Origin of the sequence: Sinorhizobium sp. RAC02, from assembly GCF_001713395.1 — a bacterium.
Taxonomy (GTDB): domain Bacteria; phylum Pseudomonadota; class Alphaproteobacteria; order Rhizobiales; family Rhizobiaceae; genus Shinella.
The window spans coordinates 3,798,689-3,820,050 of the sequence record NZ_CP016450.1 but is presented as its reverse complement, the minus strand read 5'-3'; the positions used below and the strand labels follow the sequence as shown (position 1 = coordinate 3,820,050).

Below are 21,362 nucleotides of genomic sequence, written 5' to 3'. Positions count from 1 at the left end.
ATGCTGAAACTCTATGATATCGAGGTTCAATCCCGCCTGCTGCTCGGCACCGCGCGTTATCCGTCTCCCGCCATTCTGGCCGAGGCGGTGCGGCGCTCCAAAACGGAAATCGTCACCGTATCGCTGCGCCGGGAGACGTCCGGCGGCAAGGCGAGCGGCGCCTTCTTCGAGCTGATCCGTGAACTCGGCGTGCGCGTATTGCCCAACACTGCCGGCTGCCACAGCTTGCAGGAGGCCGTGCTGACGGCGAAGATGGCGCGGGAGGTTTTCCGCACCGACTGGATCAAGCTGGAGGTGATCGGCCATCACGATACGCTGCAGCCCGATGTCTTCGGCCTCGTCGAGGCGGCCCGCATCCTGAGTGGTGAAGGTTTTCAGGTCTTTCCCTACACGACCGACGACCTCGTCGTGGCGGAAAAACTGCTGGAAGCTGGCTGCCAGGTCCTGATGCCCTGGTGTGCACCGATTGGCTCGGCCATGGGGCCGGTCAATCCGATGGCGCTGCGCACGTTCCGTGCACACTTTCCGGACGTGCCACTGATCGTCGATGCCGGCATCGGCCGCCCCTCGCACGCCGCCCAGGTCATGGAACTCGGCTACGACGCCGTGCTTCTCAACACCGCCGTCGCCGGCGCCGGCGATCCGGCCACCATGGCCGAAGCCTTCGCGCTTGCCATCGCGGCCGGCCACCTCGCCCATGCTGCTGTCCCGCTCGAGCCGCGCGACATGGCCGTTCCCTCCACCCCAGTCATTGGAAAGGCTGTCTTCTCATGAAGCTCGACCCGTTCTACCTAATCGTCGACAGCGCCGACTGGATCGAGCGCCTCGTGCCGGTCGGCGTGAAACTCGTGCAGCTGCGCATGAAGGATTTGCCGGAGGACCGGCTGCGCGCGGAAACCCGCCGTGCAAAAACGATCTGCGCCGAACACGACTGCCAGCTGATCATCAACGACTATTGGCAGCTCGCGATCGAGGAAGGTTGCGACTTCGTGCATCTCGGCCAGGAAGATCTGGTCACAGCCGATCTCAGCGCCATCCGCGCCGCCGGCATGAAACTCGGCCTTTCCACCCATGACGAGGCCGAACTCGAAACCGCGCTGGCGGAAAAACCCGATTATGTGGCGTTGGGGCCGGTCTGGCCGACGATCCTGAAGAAGATGAAATGGGCACCGCAGGGCGTCGAACGGCTCAGGGACTGGAAAACCCGCATCACCCCTCTTCCGCTCGTCGCCATCGGCGGCCTCAACCCGGATCGCCTCTCCGCCGTCTTCGAAAACGGTGCCGACAGCGCCGCTGTGGTGACCGACGTCACGCTCAATGCCGACCCGGAGGCCCGCACGCGCGAATGGATCGAGCGTACTGCACGGTGGCGCTGATCAAAGCTTCCAGAGGCGTTTGGCATTGTCCGCGAAAACGTGCGCCTTGTCCTCCAGGCTGACGCCGGAGAGCAGGGCCTGCGTCGCGCTGATCCAGGTGGAGAGCCCACCGCCGAGCGTGCAGACCGGCCAGTCGCTGCCCCAGACCATGCGGTCGAAACCGAAACTGTCCGCAACATGGGTGAAATAGGGTTTGAGATCCTCCAGCGTCCAGTTTTCCGCGCCATAGGCCGGAATGCCGGAGAGTTTTACCGTTACGTTCGGCCGACGCGCGATTTCGGCGACCGGTCCCTTCCACACGTCAAAACCACCACCCTTGATGTCGGGCACGCCGCAATGGTCGAGCACGAAGGAGACGTCGGGGGCGAGATCGGCCAAGGCGATCGCCTTTTCGATCTGGTGCGGCAAGACGCAGAGATCGAAATTGAGCCCGGTTCCCGCCAGTCGCTTGATGTTTGCCCGGAACAGCACGCCCTCGGAAACATCGTCCGGCACGACGTGCAGCACACGGCGGAAGCCGCGCACGAAGGGATTGGCAAGCACCGTTTCGAGATAGGCCGAGAAATCCGGCGCCTCCGGCCGGCAGGCGGCGATGGCGCCGGCGAGCAGACTGCCTTCCTCCCGCGCAAGCGCTTCGACCACTTCTGTTTCCCGCGGAATATCGCTCTCCGCGACATCGACTTCCATATGCAAAGCGGCGACGATGCCGACCCTGCGCGCTTCGCGCGCATAAAGCTCCTGCGTGAAGTCAGCATCAAGCGTTGGCACGCTGGCGAGCCACGGATAGGAGAGCTGATCCCGGTAGATGAGATGCAGGTGTGTATCGATGATCATCCGGGCCTCCTCCAAGGATGGCGAAGACTGCCACATAAGAATGATCCATTCAAATACGAATTGCCGATCTGATTGAGTCTCACCCTTCCAATCCCGCGCCGCCCCACTAGTTCTCCCTGCAGGCATAGGAGAAACACGATGAAGATCAGCGCACGCAACCGCCTCAAGGGCAAGATCGTCGAAGTCGTTCTCGGCGCAACGACCGCCCATGTCCGTATCGATGTCGGCGGCTCGATCATCACCGCGGCGATCACCAACGATGCGGTGAACGATCTCGGCCTTGCCGCCGGGCAGGAGGCCTATGCGGTGATCAAGGCATCAGACGTGATGGTCGCCATCGACGATTAGTTGTCGATCTTCTTGCACATATGCACCTGGCCGGTCTCGTAATCGCCCTTCTGCGGCGGTGCGATCGGCTTGAAAAGTGTACGATCCGGCTTGAGGTCGATGAGCGGCGTGCCGTCGAGGCAGTCGAGGCCACGCACGAAGAGACGATTTCCCTCGATCTTCTCCAAGGCGACGATCGACGTGCCGATCGGATTGGGCCGAACAGGCGAGCGCAGTGAAAAGGTGCCGTGCACCTCGCCATTCGAGGCCGGGCTTTGCAGCACGAGGTCGCGACGCGACTGGTGCAGCCAATAGAGCACTTCAAGCCGCTCGAAGCGCTCGACACCCGCAAGGGCCTGCACCCAGGGCTCGAAGATCTCGATCGTGCAAACCGGCCCGTCAGGACGCCCCTGCCGCGGCGTTTCCATGCGCGAGGTCCATGGCGTCGAAATCCGGCCGATGAAGACGAGTTCCGCATCCACGGTGGCTGGTCGTGTGACCACGACCTCGTTTTGACGAATTTCGTTCAGCCGGACCATGCAAATCTCCATCGCTATATTCTTCAAGATACGACGATAACGACTGCCGGACTCTTTTTAAAGATATAAATCTCGATATATCTTGATTTTCGATATATCGAGATTTATATCGGCAATATGAGACACAGAATGGGATGCGGCCCTCACCGCCACTTTTCACCGCCCGACGATCATTCGGGTTCCCACCATCGCGGCCGGCACCATGGCCCTGGCCGGGGCGGCCGCCACGGCGGACGCTTGTTCGACTATGGCGAACTGCGCCTGCTGCTGCTTGCCATCATCGCGGATGCGCCGAGCCACGGCTATGAGCTGATCAAGACCGTCGAAGACCGCTTCGGCGGCAGCTACAGCCCGAGCCCGGGCGTCATCTATCCGACGCTCTCCTGGCTCGACGACATGGGCTATGCCGTGATCGAACCGGCGGAAGGCGGGCGCAAGCGCTACAGCATCACGCCTGAGGGAAAAGCCTTTCTCTCCGCCAACCGCGCCGCGATCGACGAACTCATGGCCCGCGCCGGCAAGGGACCGGGAGGTCGCGAAGGCGTACCGGCACCCGTCGTGCGCGCCATGGAAAACCTGAAACTCGCCATGCGGCTGCGCCTGCGTGGCGGCGACCTGAGCGAAGAGGCAGCGGAAACCATTGCCGCCGCGCTCGATCTTGCCGCAAAAACCGTGGAGAAGAGCTGATGACGACTGCCAGCAAGACCGCCATTCCGACCGAACATGCCAGCCGCTACCTGCAGCAACTCTGCAAGCACTTTGCCCATAAGCGGCCGGTGACCTTCGATGAACAGGCCGGAGAGATTTCCTTTTCGATCGGCGATTGCCGGCTGAAGGCGGACGGCAGCGCGCTGCACATCGATCTCACCGCACCGAGCGCGGACGACATGGAGCAGCTGAAGGACGTGGTCATCCGCCACCTCGTCCGCTTCGCCTTCCGCGAGGAACTCGCCGTCGACTGGCAGGATGCCTGATCAGCTGGCGCCGGCAGCTTCCGAGTTCTGCCGGCGCCAGTCCGTTGGCGAAAGCCCCATGCGCTTGCGGAAGAAACGGGAAAAATAAGCCGGGTCCTCGAAGCCGATCTCCCGGCCGATATCCTCCATCGGACGGATGGTGAAGCGCAACAGGCGCTTCGCCTCCAGCAGGCGTCGCTCCAGCACCATCTCCTTCACCGTCTGGCCGAAGACGGTGCGCGCCGCCTTGTCGAGCAGGTGCGGCGTCGTCGCCAGCCGCTCGACATAGTGCACGACCGGCCAGTCCTCGCGGTAGTGGCGGTCGATCGCCCGGCGCAGGTCCAGCCCCAGCGCTACCACAGGCGATGCCGCCTCGAAACCGACATTGCCGCCGAGACGGGCCATCAGCGACAGCACGGCGCCGACGAGGCTTGCCAGCATCCGCTCGCTGGCTGCGGCGCCGCCGCGATATTCCTCCATCACCATGTCGAGCAGTGCACCGATCCGGTTCCAGCCCGGAGCGCCCGCCTCACCGGCAATGAGCACCGGTGCGTCGAGCGCAAGATCGACCTGCGGCCCAATGGCCCGCAGCAGGTCGTCCGAAATCGAAACGACAATGGCATCCGACTGTCCGCCGACATCGAATCCATGCACCACGTTGCTCGGCACGAAGCTGATCGCCGGAGCGGAAAAATTCCAAGTGCGGTCTTCGACCTGATAGCGCCCTCCCCCGGCGAACCAATAGGTGACCTGCCCCATAAATGGATGTTTGTGCGGCGCGACGCGGCCGAAATGCAGGCTTTTTCGCTCCATGACGGTTTCGACATGCAGGAAGCCGACGTCGAGCGCGCGGCTCGGCTCGCCATAGACAAAGAAGGTGGGGACGTCGCTGCGATCCTTCATGCGGGAAAAAGTACCAGCGAATTGCCCGGTTTGTCCATGGCCACGCCCGCCGCCCCGACCTAGCATTTGTCAGGATTTTGAGGAGGATCACCATGCGTGCGGAAGACCATCGTAGCGACAAGACCCGGCCGTTCACCGGCGCCGAATATCTCGCCAGCCTCAGGGACGGACGCGAGGTTTATATCAACGGCGAGCGCATCGCCGACGTCACCAGCCACCCCTCGATGCGCAACTCGGCGCGCTCCATCGCCCGCATGTACGATGCCTTGCATGATCCGAAGCGTCAGGAACGGCTGACGTCTCCCACCGACACCGGTTCCGGCGGCTACACGCACAAATATTTCCGCGTCGCCCATTCCGCCGCAGATCTCATCGCCCAGCAGGGCGCCATCGCCGATTGGGCGCGCATGTCCTATGGCTGGATGGGCCGCACGGCGGATTACAAGGCCGCGCTGATGAACACGCTCGGCGCCAACGCCGACTGGTACGGGCCGTTCAAGGACAATGCACTTTCCTGGCACAAACGCGCGCAGGAAAGCGTGCTTTTCATGAACCACGCCATCGTCAACCCGCCGATCGACCGCCACAAGCCGGCCGATGCGGTGAAGGACGTTTTCGTGCACATCACCAAGGAGACGGATGCCGGGATCTACGTGTCCGGCGCCAAGGTCGTCGCAACGTCCTCCGCGCTGACGCACTACAACTTCCTCGCCCAGAGTTCGGCGACCGTCACCGAGGATCCATCGCTCTCCGTCATGTTCATCGTGCCGATGAATGCGCCGGGCGTGAAGATGTTCTGCCGCACCTCCTACGAACAGACGGCGAGCACCGCGGCCCATCCTTTCGACTACCCGCTCTCCTCGCGCTTCGACGAAAACGACGCGATCCTCGTGCTCGACAATGTCTTCATCCCCTGGGAGGACGTGCTGGTGCTGCGCGACGCCGCGAAAATCCTCTCCTTCCATCCGGCCTCCGGCTTCATGCACGGTTACTGCTTCCAGGGCTGCACGCGGCTTGCGGTGAAGATGGATTTTCTGGCCGGCCTGCTCGCCAAGGCCTTGCGCGCCACCGGCGGCGATGCCTTCCGCGGCAACCAGGCGATGCTCGGCGAGGTGATCGCCATCCGCCACCAGTTCTGGTCCTTCTCGAACGCCATGGCCTACAATCCCATCCCCTGGGCGAACGGGGCGGTGCTGCCGAACCTCGAAGCCGCACTTTGCTACCGCACCTTCATGTCGGAGGCCTATCCGAAGGTCATCGACATCGTGCGCCGCACGGTCGCCTCCGGCCTCATCTACCTGCCCTCCTCCGTGAAGGATTTTGCCAATCCGCAGATCGACCGCTATCTCGCGCAATATGTGCGCGGCTCGAACGACATGGGCCATATCGAGCGCATCAAGATCATGAAGCTCTTGTGGGACGCGACCGGCACGGAATTCGGCGGGCGCCACGCACTCTACGAGCTGAACTATGCCGGTGCGCCGGAAGAGGTGCGCCTCCAGGTGCTGAAGGGCGCCGAGCGCGGCGGACGGCTGAAGGAGATGGAAGCGCTCGTCGACCAATGCATGTCCGACTATGACGAGAGCGGCTGGACGGGGGATACCTGGCTGCCACCGCAGGGTGGCGATGCTGTCCGCGATGCGGCCGAATGAGGGCCGCGCCATGGACATCCATATCTCGAAAACCGAATTCCGCAACGCGATGGCGCGGGTCTGCGCGCCCGTCAATGTGATCACCACCAAGGGAGACGCCGGGCGTGGCGGTTTTACCGCCACCGCCATGTGCTCCGTGACAGACGAACCGCCGACGCTGCTCGTCTGCATGAACAGCCGCTCGGCCCAGACGCAGCTGTTCATCGAGAACCGGCGCTTCTGCGTCAATGTGTTGACGCAAGAGCACAAGGCGCTCGCCGCTTCTTTCGCGGGACAGCAGACGGACATGGCAGCGCGTTATGCCGATGCCGACTGGACGGACCTGCCCTCGGGCAACCAGGCGCTGGCGGACGCCATCGTCTCCTTCGATTGCCGGTTGACGGAAGCCCGGCTCGTCGGCACCCACAACATCTTCATCGGCGAGGTGGTGGACATCCGCTGCCGGCGCGACGGGCATGCACTGCTCTATTTCGATCGCAACTACGTGCATGTGCCGACGCAGACGGGAAGCTTTGGCGGCTGACACGCGACAGAAGCCTCTTGACAAACGGCCATATATTTAACACGTTAAATAAAAAGCTGCACCGGGAGGAACGATGCCGCACCTGATCGTCGAATATTCGGCCAATCTCGAAGGCCGCACCGATCTCGACGCGCTCTGCGCGGCGCTCTTGGAAACGGTGCTGGAAACCGGGCTTTTCGAGGTCGGCGCGCTGCGTGTGCGGGCCCTTCGCGCCGATCACTATGCGATTGCCGACCGGCTGCCGGAAAATGCCTTCGTCGATCTCAACTTCCGGATCGGCAAGGGCCGCAGTGCGGAAGAAAAGAAACGCACCGGCGAGGCGCTCTTCGCTACGGCGAGCCGGCTGCTCGCCCCCCTCTTCGAGACGCCGCACTTCGCGCTTTCGCTGGAAATCCGCGAGATCGACGCGGAGCTGAGCTGGAAGAAGAATGCCATTCATCCGCGCCTGCGCGGCAAGTAACGGGACTCCCATGACGAAATTTCAGGAAAACATCACGAAGGCGGAGACCTACCTCGCCCGCTTCAAGCAAAACGGCGTGCTGAACCGTATTGCTGGCGAGGACGTGCCGGCTGCGGATGGCGCAACCTTCGAGACCATGTCTCCCGTCGATCTGAAGCCGCTTGCCAAAGTGGCGCAGGGCAAGGCCGCCGACATCGACCGCGCCGCCAGGGCCGCGAAGGCCGCCTTCGCCGACTGGGCAGCCATGCCGGGCGACGCGCGGAAAAAACTGCTGCACAAGATCGCCGATGCGATCGTTGCGCGCGCTGAAGAGATCGCCTTCGTCGAGTGCATGGATACCGGGCAGTCGCTGCGCTTCATGGCCAAGGCCGCGCTCCGCGGGGCGGAGAATTTTCGCTTCTTCGCCGACCGCGCGCCGGAAGCGCGTGACGGCAAGACGCTGCGCACCGAGGGCCAGGTCAACATGACGACCCGCGTGCCGATCGGTCCGGTCGGCATTATCACCCCGTGGAACACGCCCTTCATGCTCTCCACGTGGAAGATCGCGCCGGCGCTCGCGGCGGGCTGCACCATCGTGCACAAGCCGGCCGAGTTCTCGCCGCTGACCGCGCGCCTGCTCGTCGAGATCGCGGAAGAGGCTGGCCTGCCGAAAGGCGTGTGGAACCTCGTCAACGGTTTTGGCGAGGATGCTGGCAAGGCGCTCACCGAACACCCGCTCATCAAGGCGATCGGCTTCGTCGGCGAAAGCCGCACCGGATCGATGATCATGAAACAGGGCGCCGACACGCTGAAGCGCGTGCATTTCGAACTCGGCGGCAAGAATCCCGTCATCGTCTTCGCCGATGCCGACCTGGAACGCGCGGCAGATGCCGCCGTCTTCATGATCTATTCGCTGAACGGCGAGCGCTGCACCTCGTCCTCCCGCCTCTTGGTGGAAGAGAGCATCTACGAGAGGTTCACCGCCCTCGTCGCGGAAAAGGCGAAGCGCATCACGGTCGGCCATCCGCTCGATCCCGAAACCGTCGTCGGCCCGCTGATCCATCCGGTGCACGAGAAGAAGGTTCTGGAGTACATCGCGATCGGCCGGGAGGAAGGTGCCACGGTCGCCGCCGGTGGTGAAAAATTCGAGGGGCCGGGCGGCGGATGCTACGTCTCGCCGACGCTCTTCACCGGCGCAAACAACGCCATGCGCATCGCCCAGGAGGAAATCTTCGGACCGGTGCTGACGGCCATCCCCTTCAAGGACGAGGCAGACGCATTGGCACTCGCCAACGACGTCCAGTATGGTCTCACCGGCTATCTCTGGACGGCGGACGTCACGCGCGCCTTCCGCTTCACCGATCATCTCGAGGCCGGCATGATCTGGGTGAATTCGGAGAATGTGCGCCACCTGCCGACGCCCTTTGGTGGGGTCAAGAATTCCGGCATCGGCCGCGATGGCGGCGACTGGTCCTTCGACTTCTATATGGAGACGAAGAACGTCGCCTTCGCCACAAGCGCCCACGCCATCCCGAAACTCGGCGGCTGATCGCCCAAAGACAAGACTGCGCCCGTCCTCGTTTGCCGAGGCGGGCTTGAGGAGGACCCCATGCCCGTACCCCAGCCTAATCTCTACCCGCCCTTCAACATCATCCGGCTCAGCCACGTCGAGTTCGGCGTCACCGACCTCGCAAAATCCCGCGCCTTCTATGTCGATACGCTCGGCCTGCAGGTGACGGACGAGACGGCGGACACGATCTACCTGCGCGCCATGGAAGAGCGCGGCCATCATTGCATCGTGCTGAAGAAATCGGAGAAGGCAGAAGCCCGCGACCTCGGCTTCAAGGTGTTCGACGACGAAGACCTCGACAAGGCGGTGCATTTCTTCAAGGGCAAGGGCCTGCCGGTGGAATGGGTGGAGCGCCCCTATCAGGGCCGCACCTTCCGCACGCGCGATCCGCATGGCATTCCGCTGGAATTCTACACGAAAATGGACCGCCTGCCGCCGATCCACCAGAAATATGCGCTCTATCGCGGCGTCAAACCGCTACGCATCGATCATTTCAACTGCTTCTCGCCGAATGTCGACGAAAGCGTCGCCTTTTACAACGAAATCGGTTTCCGCGTGACGGAATATACCGAGGATGAAGAAACGGGCCGGCTCTGGGCGGCCTGGACGCATCGCAAGGGCGGCGTGCATGACATCGCCTTCACCAACGGCCGCGGCCCGCGCCTGCATCACACCGCCTTCTGGGTGCCGACACCGCTCAACATCATAGACCTGCTCGACCTGATGGCGACGACCGGCTGGGTCGCCAATATCGAGCGTGGCCCTGGCCGGCACGGTATTTCCAACGCCTTCTTCCTCTACATCCTCGATCCGGACGGCCATCGCATCGAGATCTACTGCTCGGACTACCAGACGGTGGACCCGGACCTCGAGCCGATCAAATGGGACCTGAAGGATCCGCAACGCCAGACGCTGTGGGGGTCTCCGGCGCCGAAATCCTGGTTCGAGCACGGCAGCCTGTTTGCCGGCACCGAAGTCTCGGATTCGCAGCTCAAGGCGCAGCCGATCATCGCCCCCTGACGGGCATTGCAATCGGGCGCCCGAGCGCCGAGAAGAGTGCAACGCCGTCAAGGGAGTGAGACATGGACAGCGAAGAATTCCGCCAATGGTCGCGTACGGTTGCCGATTGGGGCGCCGACTATCGCGCTGGCCTGCGCGAACGGCCGGTGCGCGCGCAAACCAAGCCGGGCGACATCATCAAGCAGATCGCCGATGCGGCTCCGGAAGCCGGCGAAACGATGGAGACGATCTTCGCCGATTTCGAGCGCATCATTCCCGATGGCCTCACCCACTGGCAGCATCCGCGCTTCTTCGCCTATTTCCCGGCCAATGCCGCGCCGGTCTCGGTGATCGCGGACTATCTTGCCACGTCGGTCGCGGCTCAATGCATGCTGTGGCAGACCTCGCCGGCGGGAACGGAACTGGAAACCCGCGTGGTCGACTGGCTGCGCCAGGCGCTCGGCCTGCCGGACGCGTTTTCCGGCGTCATCCAGGATTCCGCCTCGACCGCAACGCTCGCCGCCGTGCTGGTGATGCGCGAAAAGGCGCTCGACTGGAAAGGCAACAGCGAGGGGTTGTCAGCGCACAAAGCCGTTCGCGTCTATGCTTCGAAACAGGTGCACACCTCCATCGACCGGGCGATTTGGATATCAGGCATCGGCGAGGCGAACCTCGTGCGCATCCCGACCAAGGGGCCGCTGAACGGCATGGACCCGGATGCGCTCGACGCCGCGATCAAGGCCGACATTGCAAGCGGCCACATCCCGGCCGGCGTCATCGCCTGCACCGGCGGCACCTCGATCGGCGCCTGTGACCCGATCCGCGACATCGCGACGGTCGTGAAGGCCCATGGCCTGTACCTGCATGTCGATGCCGCCTGGGCGGGCTCCGCCATGATCTGTCCGGAGTTTCGTGACCTCTGGGACGGTGTCGAGGCGGCGGATTCCATCGTGTTCAACCCGCACAAATGGCTCGGCGCCAATTTTGATTGCTCGGTGCAGTTCATCCGCAGCCCGGCCGACCAGGTGCGCACGCTGGCCATCCAGCCGGAATATCTCAAGACCCACGGCCATGACGGCATCATCAACTATTCCGAATGGTCCGTGCCGCTCGGCCGCCGTTTTCGCGCGCTGAAACTATGGTTCCTGCTGCGCTACCATGGACTCGAAGGCCTGCGCACGATGATCCGCAACCATGTGACGTGGTCGGAGGAGCTGGCGAAGCGGCTGGCCGCCGAGCCGGATTTCGAGATCGTCAGCCAGCCGGTGCTCTCGCTCTTCTCCTTCCGCCACAAGGGCGGTGGAGACGAGCACAACATCGCGCTGGTCAACGCCATCAACGACGATGGCCGCATCTACCTGACGCAGACCCGCGTCGACGGCCGCATCGCCATCCGCTTCCAGGCGGGTCAGTTCGAGATGATCCGCGACGACGCCGACACCGCCTTCACGGTGATCACCGAGATCGCCCGCACGTTGAAATAGGAGACAACCGTGACCGAACGGCCCCGCCTCGCCGGCTTTTCCCATCAGGGCATCCTGAAATACGGGCTCGTCAAATCCGATGGCATCGTCGACCTTTCCGCTCGCCACGGCAAACGCTGGCCGACATTGCGCGAGGTGATCGAGGCGGGTGCCCTGGCCAGCCTGGCGGAGGAGGCGGCATCGCTTCCCGCCGATCATGCGTTCGCCGACATCGTCTACGAAATCCCGATTCCCGCGCCAGAAAAGATCATCTGCGTCGGCGTGAACTTTCCGGACCGCAACGAGGAATACAAGGACGGCCAGGCCGCCCCGCCCAATCCCTCCTTGTTCATCCGCTTCCCGCGCTCCTTCACCGGCCACGACCGCCCGCTGATCCGCCCGCCGGAAAGCCCGCAGCTCGACTATGAGGGCGAAATCGTCATCGTGATCGGCAAGGGCGGCCGGCGCATTTCGGAAGCCGATGCCCTGAACCATATCGCGGCCCTTTCGCTCTGCAACGAGGGCACGATCCGCGACTGGGTGCGGCATGCCAAGTTCAACGTCACGCAGGGCAAGAATTTCGACGCGACCGGCTCCATCGGCCCCTGGCTGGTGCCCTATGTGGATGAAAGCCAGTTGGCCGACATCAAGCTCGAAACCCGCGTCAACGGAGAAGTGCGCCAGAGCGATCGCACCAGCCGGATGATCTTCTCCTTCCGCAAGATCATCAATTACATCTCCACCTTCACGACGCTGGTGCCGGGTGACATCATCGTCACCGGCACGCCGACCGGCGCCGGCGCACGCTTCGAGCCGCCGATCTGGCTGAAGCCCGGCGATGTGGTCGAGGTTGAGGCCGAGGGCATCGGCCTGCTGCGCAACACCATTGCCGACGAGGTTCAACCATGATGACGCCGGACGACATCCGACTTGCCGCAGAAAGCCTTGACGCGGCCGAACGCACCCGCATCCAGACCGGCCTGCTCTCGCTGAAACATCCCGCGATCAGCATGGACGACGCCTATGCGATCCAGGGCGCCTGGGTGAAGAAGAAGATCGCCGACGGCCGCAAGGTCATCGGCTGGAAGATCGGCCTCACCTCCAAGGCCATGCAATATGCGCTGAACATCGACATCCCCGACTCCGGCGTGCTCTTCGACGACATGGTCTTCGAGGATGGTGCGACGGTGCCGGCGGGCCGCTTCATCCAGCCGCGCGTCGAGGCGGAAATCGCCTTCGTCATGAAGGCGCCGCTGAAAGGCCCCGGCGTCACCGTCTTCGATGTGCTGAACGCCACCGACTATGTGACGCCCGCACTCGAAATCCTCGACACCCGCATCCTGCGCGTCGATCCCGAGACGAAGAAGGCCCGCACCATCTTCGACACGATTTCCGACAATGCCGCCAATGCCGGCATCGTCACGGGCGGCCGTGCAGTGCGGCCTGGTGAGATCGACATGCGCTGGATGGGCGCCATCGTCAGCCGAAACGCGGAAGTCGAGGAAACCGGGCTCGGCGCCGGCGTGCTCAACCAGCCGGCCCGGGGCGTCGCCTGGCTCGCCAATCGGCTGGCGCAATACGGAGACGGTATCGAGGCGGGACAGATCGTGCTGGCCGGCTCCTTCATCCGCCCGATCGAAGCCCGCCATGGCGATACGATCGTCGGCGACTTCGGTCCCTACGGCACCGTCAGCCTGTTCTTCGCATAGAAGGAATTTTTCCTATGCCCGCTCCAAAAAACCGCTTCAAGCAGGCGCTGAAGGAAGGCCGCGCGCAGATCGGGCTCTGGCAGGCGCTCGCCAATCCCTACACGGTCGAGATCTGCGCGGACGCCGGCTACGACTGGCTGTTGCTTGACGCCGAGCACGCGCCGAACGACGTGCCCTTGCTCGTCTCGCAGCTTCAGGCGATGAAAGGCACGGCAAGCCACGCCGTCATCCGCCCACCGATCGGCGAGACCTGGATCGTCAAGCAACTGCTCGATATCGGCGCCCAGACCCTGCTTATCCCGATGGTCGACAGCAAGGCGATGGCGGAGACGATGGTGAAGGCCGTGCGCTATCCGCCGCATGGCGTGCGCGGCGTCGGCGCAGCCCTTGCGAGAGCCTCCGCCTTCAACCGCACGACGGATTATCTCCAGACCGCCAATGACGAGGTCTGCCTGCTGCTGCAGGTCGAAAGCCGTGCCGGCCTCGACGCGCTGGACGCTATTGCCGGCACGGAGGGCGTCGACGGCGTCTTCATCGGCCCGGCCGATCTTGCCGCCGACATGGGCTTTCTGGGCAGGCCCGGTGCGCCGGAAGTGCAGGCCGAAGTGGAGAAGGCCCTCCTCAAGATCCAGTCGCACGGCAAGGCGGCAGGCATCCTGATCGGCGATCTCGGCCTCGCCAAACGCTACCTCGACCTCGGCGCCACCTTCGTCGCCATCGGCAACGACGTGACACTGCTCGCCAATGCCACGACGAAGCTGCTCGCCGACTTCAAGGCCGCCGAGCCGGCCAAGGCCCCGGCGACCGCCAAGGTCTACTGATCCTCAGAGCTGGATCCAGGCGGTCTTCAGCTCGGTATATTTGTCGAGCGCGTGCAACGACTTGTCATGGCCGTTGCCGGACTGGCGCATGCCGCCGAGCGGCACCGTATTGTCCGCGCCGCCATAGGTGTTGACGTGCACGACACCGGCCTTGACCTGCCGCACCATGCGGTGGGCTCGGGAAAGGTTGCCGGTCCACACCGCCGAGGCGAGACCGTAGTCCGTGCCATTGGCGATCCGCACGGCCTCCGCTTCGTCCTCGAAGGGAATGACCGACAGGACAGGGCCAAAAACCTCTTCGCGGGCGATGCGCATATCCGGCGACACGCCGTCGAAGATCGTCGGCTGGAGAAAGTATCCACCGGTCACCTCAAACAGCCGCTTGCCGCCGGTGCGCAGCGTCGCGCCCTCACGTGCGGCATCCTCGATGAAGGCGATGTCCTTCAGGAGTTGCGCCTCACTCGAGACGGCACCGGCTTCGGTTGCCAGATCCAGCGGATCGCCAAGCTTCATCGCCTCGGTTATCGCGACGAGACGAGCGGTAAACTCCGCGTGGATCGATTTTTCGACCAGCAGCCGTGAGCCGGCGACGCAGACCTGTCCGGCATTGCGGAAGATTCCGTAGGCCGACGTTTTTGCCGCCTTGTCGAGGTCCGGCGCATCGGCGAAGACGATGTTCGGCGACTTGCCGCCAAGCTCCAGATAGACCCGCTTCAGGTTGGAGCGGGCGGAGTATTCGAGCAGCCGCCGGCCAACCGGGCCGGAGCCGGTGAAGACCAGCACGTCGACATCCATGTGCAGGCCGAGCGCCTCGCCCGCCACCTGCCCGCGGCCGGTGACGACATTGAGAACGCCGTCCGGCAATCCCGCCTCGGCGCAGAGTTCGGCAAGGCGCAGCAGGCTGAGCGAAGCGATTTCCGCCGGTTTCAGGACCACGGAATTGCCGGCCGCAAGCGCCGGCGCGATCTTCCAGGCGCCGATCATCAACGGGAAATTCCACGGCACGATAGCGCCGACCACACCCACCGGTTCGCGATGGATGAGGCCCAGCACGTTTTCTGCCGTGGGCGCGATCTCGCCATAGACCTTGTCGATCGCCTCGGCATAGTAGCGGAACGTGCCGGCAGCGCTGCCGGGCTCGGCCTTCAGCGCCATCTGGATTTCCGTGCCGTTGTCGCGCACGCCGAGCACAGCCAGTTCCAGGGCATGTTTCTCGATCAGCTCGGCAACGCGCAGTAACACCTTCCTGCGCTCGGCGGGGGCTGCGCGGGACCAGACGCCCTTGTCGAAGGCCGCCCTAGCCGCCCGCACCGCACGATCGACATCCTCCGCCCCGCCATCGGCGATGGTGGTCAATTCCCGGCCGTCGAGGGGGGATATCGTCGGCAGGCGGCGGCCGTCCGCCGCATCGGCCCAGGCGCCGCCGATGAAGAGTTTTCCCGGACTGGCGGGGCGCTGGCGTTCCTGGTCGATGCGGTCCTGCATGGTCTTCCCTTTCCTTCGGGCGGGCGGCTCGGAACAGCCGCCCGCGCTCTTGTCAGTTTGCCTGGCCGAGGCCAAGGCGGGCATAGGATGCCGGATCGGCGCCCTTGAGACGCATGGCAAGCACCAGGCCGAGCAGCGCGGCCAGCAGGACAAGGCCAGGCAGGATGACCGCAAGCGCTCCGCTGGCGCCGGCAAGATCGCCGAAATTGCGCACGATCGTGACGATGACGGCCAGCAGGATGAGGCCCGTGACGGCCGGCACCACCTTTGTCGTCAGCGCATTCTTTTCGAGCCCCGGATTGCGGCTGAAGAAGACGACGATGGCGAAGGCCGTCATCGCCATCAACACGATGACGCCGAGCGTGCCGACATTGGTCATCCAGGAAAACAGTGCCAGCACCGGATCCTGCCCCGTGACCGCAAAGAGCGCGATGACGGCAACGGCAATCGCCGTCTGGACGAGCGAGGCGACATGCGGGCTCTGGAAGGCCGGATGGGTGACGCCGAGGCCGGCAGGCAGCAGCCGTTCGCGACCGGCGACATACATGTAGCGTGCGACACCGTTGTGGAAGGCCAGCACGCCGGCAAACAGGCTGGTGATCAGCAGGATGTTCATGATCGGCGACAACCAGGCGCCGACATAGCGCTCGGAAATCACGAAGAGGAAGGTCGTCGGATCAGCCAGGCCCTGCAGTTCCGGCAGGAGCTTTTCGTAACCGGCGGCATTCACCATCAGCCAGGAGGTGAACATGTAGAAGAGGCCGATCAGCAGTACCGAGGCATAGGTGGCGATCGGGATGGTGCGGTGCGGCTCGCGTGCCTCTTCGCTATAGATCGTCGTCGCCTCGAAGCCGATGAAGGCGGCGAAGCCGAACAGCAGGCCGATTGCCGGAGAGCCGGAGAAGAAGGCATCCGTACTGAAGGGCGCAAGCGACAGGCCACTGTCTCCGCCGGTGCCGATCACCGCGAAATCGATGACCAGCACGACGAGATATTCGAGCACGACGAGCACCGTCAGGATCTTGGCCGAAAGATCGACCCGGCGGTAGCCGAGCACCGCGACGGCGGCGATGCCGAGGAACGTATAGACCCACCACGGCAGGTCTATGCCGAGGCCGGCGAAGAAGCCGGCGGTGATGGCGCCGAACAGGCCGAAAATGCCGATCTGCATGGCATTGTAGGACAGGATGGCGATGAGCGCCGCCGCTCCGCCGGCATAGCCGCCGAAACCCTGCGTCGTATAGGCATAGAAGGCGCCGGCATTGCGGATATGCCGCGCCATGGCGACATAGCCGACGGCAAAGAGCAGCAGGATGACCGTCACCACCAGGAAGGTGGCGGGCATGCCGGCGCCGTTGCCGAGCAGCATGGCGAGCGGAACGCCGCCCGCGACCGCCGTCAGCGGTGCGGCGGCGGAAACGACGAGGAAGGTCACGGCGAGCGCGCCGAGACTGTCCTTTCTGAGGCGGTTGTCGCCCGATGAAATGCTGTCTGTCATGATACGTTCCCCTTCATGCAGTGGTGAAGCGCGACCGGAACCTCCTTTCCGGACGCGGGGGCCGATTGGCCAAAACGCTGCAAAAATGTCCGGTTTGCCGGATCTGATTTCGGTTCAAATATTAAACCGGTGGTTTAAATATAGACTTGCAAACTTGCCTTACTGCTGTCAAGTTATTTCGCATGTTAAGTAATTGGAGGAGTCGTGAGCACTGTCGCAAAGGCCCTCGCGCTGCTGAACCTGGTGGCCGCCGAGGAGGAGGAAAAGGGACTTTCCGAGCTTGCCCGGCTCGCCGGCATGGACAAGGCAACGACGCGGCGCATGCTGGTGGAACTGGAGGCACACGGCTTTCTGGAACAGGACACCGTGACGCGCCGCTACAGGATCGGTGCTACCCCGGTGCGACTCGCCCGCATTCGCGAGGCCCGCGTGCCGCTGCTGCGCGCCGCCATTCCCTTCGTCAAGGAACTGGCGCAAGCGACGGGCGAAACCTGCCATCTCGCGGAATTTTCCGGCGGTGCGCTGCATTCGCTGCATGTCGAGGATTGCTCCAAGGCGCACCGCGTCATCGTCGATGTCGGCATCACCCTGCCGCTGCACGCCACCGCCTCCGGCCTCGCCTTCCTTGCGCCTTTGCCGCGCGATGCCGCCGAGGCCTTGCTCAAGGAACCCCTCGAAGCCTTCACGGATGCCACCGTCACCGATCTCGCAACGCTTCGCCAGCGCCTCGACGAGACCCGCAAGCGCGGCTGGTCGATCAACCGCAACGGGCTCGAAGCCGGCGTCGTCAGCGTCGCGGCGGCCGTGCTCGGCGCCGACCGCCGGCCCATTGCCACACTCGCCATCGCCGCACCGGACGTGCGCATCGACGCGCCGCATCTTGAGGAACTGGGCCTCAAGGTGGCGGACGCCGCCGGCCGGCTTTCGGCGCGATTGAACGGAAACGAGGGTGCACCAAGCGCCCCGCTCAAAATGATCAGGGGAATGAGACCATGAGCGACGAACCCAAGGTGCCGAACATCCTCGTCTTCGGCACCGGCGATACGAAGGCCGACGAGTTGCAGTTCATGGCGGAGGTGATCCGCGCCGCTGGCGGCCGGCCAGTGCTGATCGACGTCAGCGTGCTTGCCGACCCGCCCTACCAGCCGGATTTTACGCGCCATGACATCGCCGCAGTAGCGGAAACGACGATCGAAGCGATCGCGACGAGCGGCGACGAATACAGCGCCATGGCCTTGATGGCCAAGGGGGCCGCAACACTCACCCGCAAGCTGTTCGATGAGGGCAAGGTGGACGGCGTCATCCTGCTCGGCGGCTCCATGGGCACGGACCTTGCGCTGGATGTCGCCGCCTGCCTTCCGCTCGGCGTGCCGAAATTCATCGTCTCGACCATCGCCTATTCCCACCTCATCCCGCCGGAGCGCATCGCCCCCGACCTGATGATGATCCTCTGGGCCGGTGGGCTGCACGGCCTCAACCCGATCTGCAAGTCCGTGCTTTCACAGGCCTGCGGCGCCGTCGTCGGCGCGGCCCGGTTCAGTGTCCGCCCGGCCGGCGACCGGCCGCTCATCGGCATGACCTCGCTGGGCTCGAGCTGCCTTAAGTATATGAAGCACCTCCAGCCGGCGCTGGAAAAGCGCGGCTACGACGTCGCCGTCTTCCACGCCACCGGCATGGGCGGGCGCGCTTTCGAAGCGATCGCCGCCGAGGGCGGTTTTGCGGCGGTCTTCGATTTCTGCACGCAGGAGGTCAACAACCACCTGAACGGCACCTGCGTCACCTCCGGACCGGACCGGCTGGAAAATGCCGGCCGGCGGGGCATCCCGCAGATCGTCGCACCCGGCGGTCTCGACATGGTGGACCTCCAGGCCTGGCGCGACCTGCCCACATCGCTTGCCGACCGGCCGTACCACGCGCACAACCGCCTGCTGGGCTCGGTCACCACCGACAATGACGGCCGCCGGGATATCGCCCGCGTCGTCGCGGAAAAACTTGCGGCTGCGGCGGGCGAAACGGCCTTCATCCTGCCTGCCGGCGGCATTCAGGAATGGGACAAGCCGGAGGGGCCGTTGCACGATCCGGATGGGCTTGCGGCACTCGTCGAGGCCTTCCGTTCGGCGCTGCCTGTGTCAGTCGCGCTGCACGAGATAAACGCCCATATCAACGACCCTGCCTTTTCGGCGAAGGCGCTGGAAATTTTCGACGGCTGGGTAGCACGCGGCGTGGTGCCGGGTGGAAAGGCGGAAGCGGCATGACGAAGGCGCTGATCCTCGATTTCGGCGGCGTCGTCACCCGAACGCTGTTCGAAACGCATGACGTTACCGAGCGCGCTCTGGGGCTCGCCCCCCGCACGCTCACCTGGAAAGGACCGTTCGATCCAGCGACCGACCCGCTCTGGCAGCGCATGCAGAACCGCGAAATCACCGAGCGCGATTACTGGATGGAGCGCACGCGCGAGACCGGCCGGCTGGTCGGCGAAGACTGGGCGGACATGAAGACCTTCGTCCAGCGTGCCCGCGGCGCCGAACCGGACCTCGTCTTGCGCCCGGAAGCGCGTGAGACGATCCTTGCGGCAAAGGCCGCCGGCGTGAAGCTCGCCATCCTCTCCAACGAACTCGATCTCTTCTACGGCGTCGATTTCCGCAAGCGCTTTCCGCTGATCGATCTCTTCGACGTCATCGTCGACGCCACCTATACCGGCATCCTGAAACCCGACCCGCGCGCCTATGAACAGGCGATCGCCGAAATCCAGGTCGCAAAAGAGAACTGCGTCTTCGTCGACGACCAGAAGAAGAACATCGAGGGCGCCAACGCGGTCGGCCTGCCCAATGTGCATTTCGACGTCACCCGCCCCGCCGAAAGTTATGCCGAAGCCAGAGCGATGCTCGGCCTCTAGAAAACCGGAGAAGCCCCATGCGTGAAACCAATTTCCTCGTCGAGAACAATGCCCGTCATCTCTGGCACCCCATGGCGCACCCGGCGGAAATGCGCGCCAACCCGCCAAAAATCGTCAACGCCGCAGCGGGCGTCGAGATCACCGACCTGCAAGGCAAGACCGTGCTCGATGCGGTCGGCGGCCTGTGGAACGTCAATCTCGGTTATTCCTGCGAGCCGGTGAAGGCGGCAATCCGCGACCAGCTCGACCAGCTTCCCTATTATTCCACCTTCCGCGGCACGACCAATTCGCCGCTGATCGAACTGTCCTACGAGCTGGCCGAATGGTTCAGGGAGGACGGGCTGACACGCGCCTTCTTCACCTCGGGCGGCTCGGATTCGGTGGAAACGTGCCTGCGCCTCGCCCGCCAGTATCACAAGATCAACGGCCAGCCGGAACGCACGAAGTTCATCGCGCTGAAGAAGGGATATCACGGCACTCATTTTGGCGGCGCGTCGGTCAACGGCAACGCCAATTTCCGCCGCAACTACGAACCGCTGCTGCCCGGCGTCACGCATCTGGCAAGCCCCTATCTCTACCGCAATCCCTTCGGCACCGAGGATCCGGCGACACTGGCAAGCCTCATCGCCAAACAGTTTGAAGATGAGATCGCCTTCCAGGGCGCCGATACGATCGCGGCCCTCATCATGGAACCGGTGCTGGGTGCCGGTGGCGTGATCGTGCCGCACGAGACATTCATGCCGCTGATGCGCGACATCTGCGACCGGCACGGTATCCTGCTGATCGCCGACGAGGTGATCACCGCCTTCGGCCGCACCGGCGCCTGGACCGGATCCCGCCTGTGGGGCGTCAGGCCCGACTTCATGTCCACCGCGAAGGCCATCACCAATGGCTATTTCCCCTTCGGCGCGGTGATGATCGCCGACAGGATCGCGGAAGCCTTCGAGGCCAACAAGAACAGTTTTGGCGCGATCGGCCACGGCTACACCTATTCCGGCCATCCGGTGGGTGCGGCGGCGGCTTTGGCGACGCTGAAGGAAACCAGGCGCGCCGATGTCGCGACGAATGCCGCCGCGCGCGGCTTGGAACTGGTGGCCGGGCTCCAAGGACTGAAAGCGAAACACGAGATCATCGGCGACGTGCGCGGCAAGGGGCTGATGTGCGCGCTCGAACTCGTCGCCGACCGCAACACCAAGGCGTCGGCTGCAAAGGATGTCGTCGCGACGATCTATGAGGGCACCTACGATGCCGGTGTGATGGTGCGCACCTCCGGCGCCAACATCATCCTGTCGCCGCCGCTCATCATTACCGCGACGGATGTGGAGCGCATCGTCGCAGCGCTCGACGCCGGTCTCGCCAAGGTCGCGCGCTGACC

23 protein-coding genes are annotated in these 21,362 nt (G+C 64.0%); 18 read left to right on the top strand and 5 right to left on the bottom strand.

The features are described 5' to 3' along the window. Together BSY16_RS18295 and BSY16_RS18290 are read left to right on the top strand one after the other, a co-directional pair. Complete coding sequence (locus BSY16_RS18295) at positions 1-774, top strand: thiazole synthase (protein ID WP_069060991.1); 774 nt, start codon at positions 1-3, stop codon at positions 772-774. Further along, complete coding sequence (locus BSY16_RS18290; protein WP_069060990.1) at positions 771-1,376, top strand: thiamine phosphate synthase; 606 nt, start codon at positions 771-773, stop codon at positions 1,374-1,376. The genes BSY16_RS18295 and BSY16_RS18290 overlap by 4 nt, the downstream gene beginning before the upstream one ends. Here the strand turns inward: BSY16_RS18290 and BSY16_RS18285 are convergent, their stop codons facing one another. Further along, entirely contained in the window at positions 1,377-2,210 is an 834-nt protein-coding gene (locus BSY16_RS18285; protein ID WP_069060989.1) for an amidohydrolase family protein, read from the bottom strand. Positions 2,211-2,348: 138 nt separating this feature from the next. Between BSY16_RS18285 and BSY16_RS18280 the strand changes: the two genes are divergently transcribed. Beyond that, positions 2,349-2,558: a TOBE domain-containing protein gene (locus BSY16_RS18280; protein ID WP_069060988.1), complete on the top strand. Its 210-nt coding sequence runs from the start codon at positions 2,349-2,351 to the stop codon at positions 2,556-2,558. Here the strand turns inward: BSY16_RS18280 and tsaA are convergent. After that, complete coding sequence (gene tsaA, locus BSY16_RS18275; protein ID WP_069061618.1) at positions 2,555-3,076, bottom strand: tRNA (N6-threonylcarbamoyladenosine(37)-N6)-methyltransferase TrmO; 522 nt, start codon at positions 3,074-3,076, stop codon at positions 2,555-2,557. The two genes, BSY16_RS18280 and tsaA, sit on opposite strands and share 4 nt — an antisense overlap. A gap of 237 nt (positions 3,077-3,313) precedes the next feature. On the opposite strand from tsaA, the gene BSY16_RS18270 reads away from it, so the two are divergent. Further along, positions 3,314-3,763, top strand: coding sequence for a PadR family transcriptional regulator (locus tag BSY16_RS18270; protein ID WP_210187397.1), 450 nt, complete (start codon positions 3,314-3,316; stop codon positions 3,761-3,763). Beyond that, positions 3,763-4,050, top strand: coding sequence for a DUF2218 domain-containing protein (locus BSY16_RS18265; RefSeq protein WP_069060986.1), 288 nt, complete (start codon positions 3,763-3,765; stop codon positions 4,048-4,050). The genes BSY16_RS18270 and BSY16_RS18265 overlap by 1 nt, the downstream gene beginning before the upstream one ends. Here BSY16_RS18265 and BSY16_RS18260 read toward each other — a convergent pair whose 3' ends face one another. Further along, entirely contained in the window at positions 4,051-4,932 is an 882-nt protein-coding gene (locus BSY16_RS18260; RefSeq protein WP_069060985.1) for a helix-turn-helix domain-containing protein, read from the bottom strand. 92 nt (positions 4,933-5,024) lie between these two features. Here BSY16_RS18260 and BSY16_RS18255 point away from each other — a divergent pair, with 92 nt between their 5' ends. The 9 genes from BSY16_RS18255 to hpaI all read left to right on the top strand — a co-directional run bounded on the left by BSY16_RS18255 (position 5,025) and on the right by hpaI (position 14,108). Continuing rightward, positions 5,025-6,584: a 4-hydroxyphenylacetate 3-hydroxylase N-terminal domain-containing protein gene (locus BSY16_RS18255; RefSeq protein ID WP_069060984.1), complete on the top strand. Its 1,560-nt coding sequence runs from the start codon at positions 5,025-5,027 to the stop codon at positions 6,582-6,584. A 10-nt stretch (positions 6,585-6,594) separates the two neighbouring features. Further along, a complete protein-coding gene (locus BSY16_RS18250; RefSeq protein WP_069061617.1) occupies positions 6,595-7,107 on the top strand; it encodes a flavin reductase in 513 nt (170 codons plus the stop codon). Positions 7,108-7,180: 73 nt separating this feature from the next. After that, positions 7,181-7,567 carry a 5-carboxymethyl-2-hydroxymuconate Delta-isomerase gene (locus BSY16_RS18245; protein ID WP_069060983.1) on the top strand — a complete coding sequence of 129 codons (387 nt, stop codon included), beginning with the start codon at positions 7,181-7,183 and terminating at the stop codon, positions 7,565-7,567. A 10-nt stretch (positions 7,568-7,577) separates the two neighbouring features. Next, complete coding sequence (gene hpaE, locus BSY16_RS18240; protein WP_069060982.1) at positions 7,578-9,095, top strand: 5-carboxymethyl-2-hydroxymuconate semialdehyde dehydrogenase; 1,518 nt, start codon at positions 7,578-7,580, stop codon at positions 9,093-9,095. 60 nt (positions 9,096-9,155) lie between these two features. After that, positions 9,156-10,136, top strand: coding sequence for a 3,4-dihydroxyphenylacetate 2,3-dioxygenase (gene hpaD, locus BSY16_RS18235; RefSeq protein WP_069060981.1), 981 nt, complete (start codon positions 9,156-9,158; stop codon positions 10,134-10,136). A gap of 62 nt (positions 10,137-10,198) precedes the next feature. Next, a complete protein-coding gene (locus tag BSY16_RS18230) occupies positions 10,199-11,599 on the top strand; it encodes a pyridoxal phosphate-dependent decarboxylase family protein (protein ID WP_069060980.1) in 1,401 nt (466 codons plus the stop codon). 9 nt (positions 11,600-11,608) lie between these two features. After that, positions 11,609-12,487 (top strand): fumarylacetoacetate hydrolase family protein, encoded by an 879-nt coding sequence (locus BSY16_RS18225; RefSeq protein ID WP_069060979.1) that lies wholly within the window; start codon positions 11,609-11,611, stop codon positions 12,485-12,487. Beyond that, positions 12,484-13,287: a 2-oxo-hept-4-ene-1,7-dioate hydratase gene (gene hpaH / locus BSY16_RS18220; RefSeq protein WP_069060978.1), complete on the top strand. Its 804-nt coding sequence runs from the start codon at positions 12,484-12,486 to the stop codon at positions 13,285-13,287. The genes BSY16_RS18225 and hpaH overlap by 4 nt, the downstream gene beginning before the upstream one ends. Positions 13,288-13,301: 14 nt before the next feature. Then, positions 13,302-14,108, top strand: coding sequence for a 4-hydroxy-2-oxoheptanedioate aldolase (gene hpaI / locus BSY16_RS18215; protein WP_069060977.1), 807 nt, complete (start codon positions 13,302-13,304; stop codon positions 14,106-14,108). A 3-nt stretch (positions 14,109-14,111) separates the two neighbouring features. Here hpaI and BSY16_RS18210 read toward each other — a convergent pair whose 3' ends face one another. After that, positions 14,112-15,593 (bottom strand): aldehyde dehydrogenase, encoded by a 1,482-nt coding sequence (locus tag BSY16_RS18210; protein ID WP_069060976.1) that lies wholly within the window; start codon positions 15,591-15,593, stop codon positions 14,112-14,114. A gap of 52 nt (positions 15,594-15,645) precedes the next feature. Continuing rightward, the gene (locus BSY16_RS18205; RefSeq protein WP_069060975.1) at positions 15,646-17,091 is read right to left on the bottom strand and encodes an APC family permease; all 1,446 of its coding nucleotides are present in this window, start codon (positions 17,089-17,091) and stop codon (positions 15,646-15,648) included. A gap of 204 nt (positions 17,092-17,295) precedes the next feature. Between BSY16_RS18205 and BSY16_RS18200 the strand changes: the two genes are divergently transcribed. From BSY16_RS18200 to BSY16_RS18185, 4 genes are read left to right on the top strand one after another with little or no spacing between them, the layout of a single operon-like run. Then, entirely contained in the window at positions 17,296-18,087 is a 792-nt protein-coding gene (locus tag BSY16_RS18200; protein ID WP_069060974.1) for an IclR family transcriptional regulator, read from the top strand. Continuing rightward, entirely contained in the window at positions 18,084-19,346 is a 1,263-nt protein-coding gene (locus tag BSY16_RS18195; protein WP_069060973.1) for a Tm-1-like ATP-binding domain-containing protein, read from the top strand. Before BSY16_RS18200 ends, BSY16_RS18195 begins: the two co-directional genes overlap by 4 nt. Beyond that, on the top strand, positions 19,343-19,987 hold the full coding sequence (locus tag BSY16_RS18190; protein ID WP_069060972.1) for an HAD family hydrolase: 645 nt from the start codon (positions 19,343-19,345) through the stop codon (positions 19,985-19,987). Before BSY16_RS18195 ends, BSY16_RS18190 begins: the two co-directional genes overlap by 4 nt. Positions 19,988-20,004: 17 nt before the next feature. Then, positions 20,005-21,360, top strand: coding sequence for an aspartate aminotransferase family protein (locus tag BSY16_RS18185; protein ID WP_069060971.1), 1,356 nt, complete (start codon positions 20,005-20,007; stop codon positions 21,358-21,360). The last annotated feature ends 2 nt before the right edge of the window (positions 21,361-21,362 follow it).

Bases quoted from the DNA above. Each gene is read 5' to 3' on its own strand.
- BSY16_RS18295 (WP_069060991.1), top strand. From the start codon at position 1: ATGCTGAAACTCTATGATATCGAGGTTCAATCCCGCCTGCTGCTCGGC.
- BSY16_RS18290 (WP_069060990.1), top strand. From the start codon at position 771: ATGAAGCTCGACCCGTTCTACCTAATCGTCGACAGCGCCGACTGGATC.
- BSY16_RS18285 (WP_069060989.1), bottom strand. From the start codon at position 2,210: ATGATCATCGATACACACCTGCATCTCATCTACCGGGATCAGCTCTCC.
- BSY16_RS18280 (WP_069060988.1), top strand. From the start codon at position 2,349: ATGAAGATCAGCGCACGCAACCGCCTCAAGGGCAAGATCGTCGAAGTC.
- tsaA (WP_069061618.1), bottom strand. From the start codon at position 3,076: ATGGTCCGGCTGAACGAAATTCGTCAAAACGAGGTCGTGGTCACACGA.
- BSY16_RS18265 (WP_069060986.1), top strand. From the start codon at position 3,763: ATGACGACTGCCAGCAAGACCGCCATTCCGACCGAACATGCCAGCCGC.
- BSY16_RS18260 (WP_069060985.1), bottom strand. From the start codon at position 4,932: ATGAAGGATCGCAGCGACGTCCCCACCTTCTTTGTCTATGGCGAGCCG.
- BSY16_RS18255 (WP_069060984.1), top strand. From the start codon at position 5,025: ATGCGTGCGGAAGACCATCGTAGCGACAAGACCCGGCCGTTCACCGGC.
- BSY16_RS18250 (WP_069061617.1), top strand. From the start codon at position 6,595: ATGGACATCCATATCTCGAAAACCGAATTCCGCAACGCGATGGCGCGG.
- BSY16_RS18245 (WP_069060983.1), top strand. From the start codon at position 7,181: ATGCCGCACCTGATCGTCGAATATTCGGCCAATCTCGAAGGCCGCACC.
- hpaE (WP_069060982.1), top strand. From the start codon at position 7,578: ATGACGAAATTTCAGGAAAACATCACGAAGGCGGAGACCTACCTCGCC.
- hpaD (WP_069060981.1), top strand. From the start codon at position 9,156: ATGCCCGTACCCCAGCCTAATCTCTACCCGCCCTTCAACATCATCCGG.
- BSY16_RS18230 (WP_069060980.1), top strand. From the start codon at position 10,199: ATGGACAGCGAAGAATTCCGCCAATGGTCGCGTACGGTTGCCGATTGG.
- hpaH (WP_069060978.1), top strand. From the start codon at position 12,484: ATGATGACGCCGGACGACATCCGACTTGCCGCAGAAAGCCTTGACGCG.
- hpaI (WP_069060977.1), top strand. From the start codon at position 13,302: ATGCCCGCTCCAAAAAACCGCTTCAAGCAGGCGCTGAAGGAAGGCCGC.
- BSY16_RS18210 (WP_069060976.1), bottom strand. From the start codon at position 15,593: ATGCAGGACCGCATCGACCAGGAACGCCAGCGCCCCGCCAGTCCGGGA.
- BSY16_RS18205 (WP_069060975.1), bottom strand. From the start codon at position 17,091: ATGACAGACAGCATTTCATCGGGCGACAACCGCCTCAGAAAGGACAGT.
- BSY16_RS18195 (WP_069060973.1), top strand. From the start codon at position 18,084: ATGAGCGACGAACCCAAGGTGCCGAACATCCTCGTCTTCGGCACCGGC.
- BSY16_RS18190 (WP_069060972.1), top strand. From the start codon at position 19,343: ATGACGAAGGCGCTGATCCTCGATTTCGGCGGCGTCGTCACCCGAACG.
- BSY16_RS18185 (WP_069060971.1), top strand. From the start codon at position 20,005: ATGCGTGAAACCAATTTCCTCGTCGAGAACAATGCCCGTCATCTCTGG.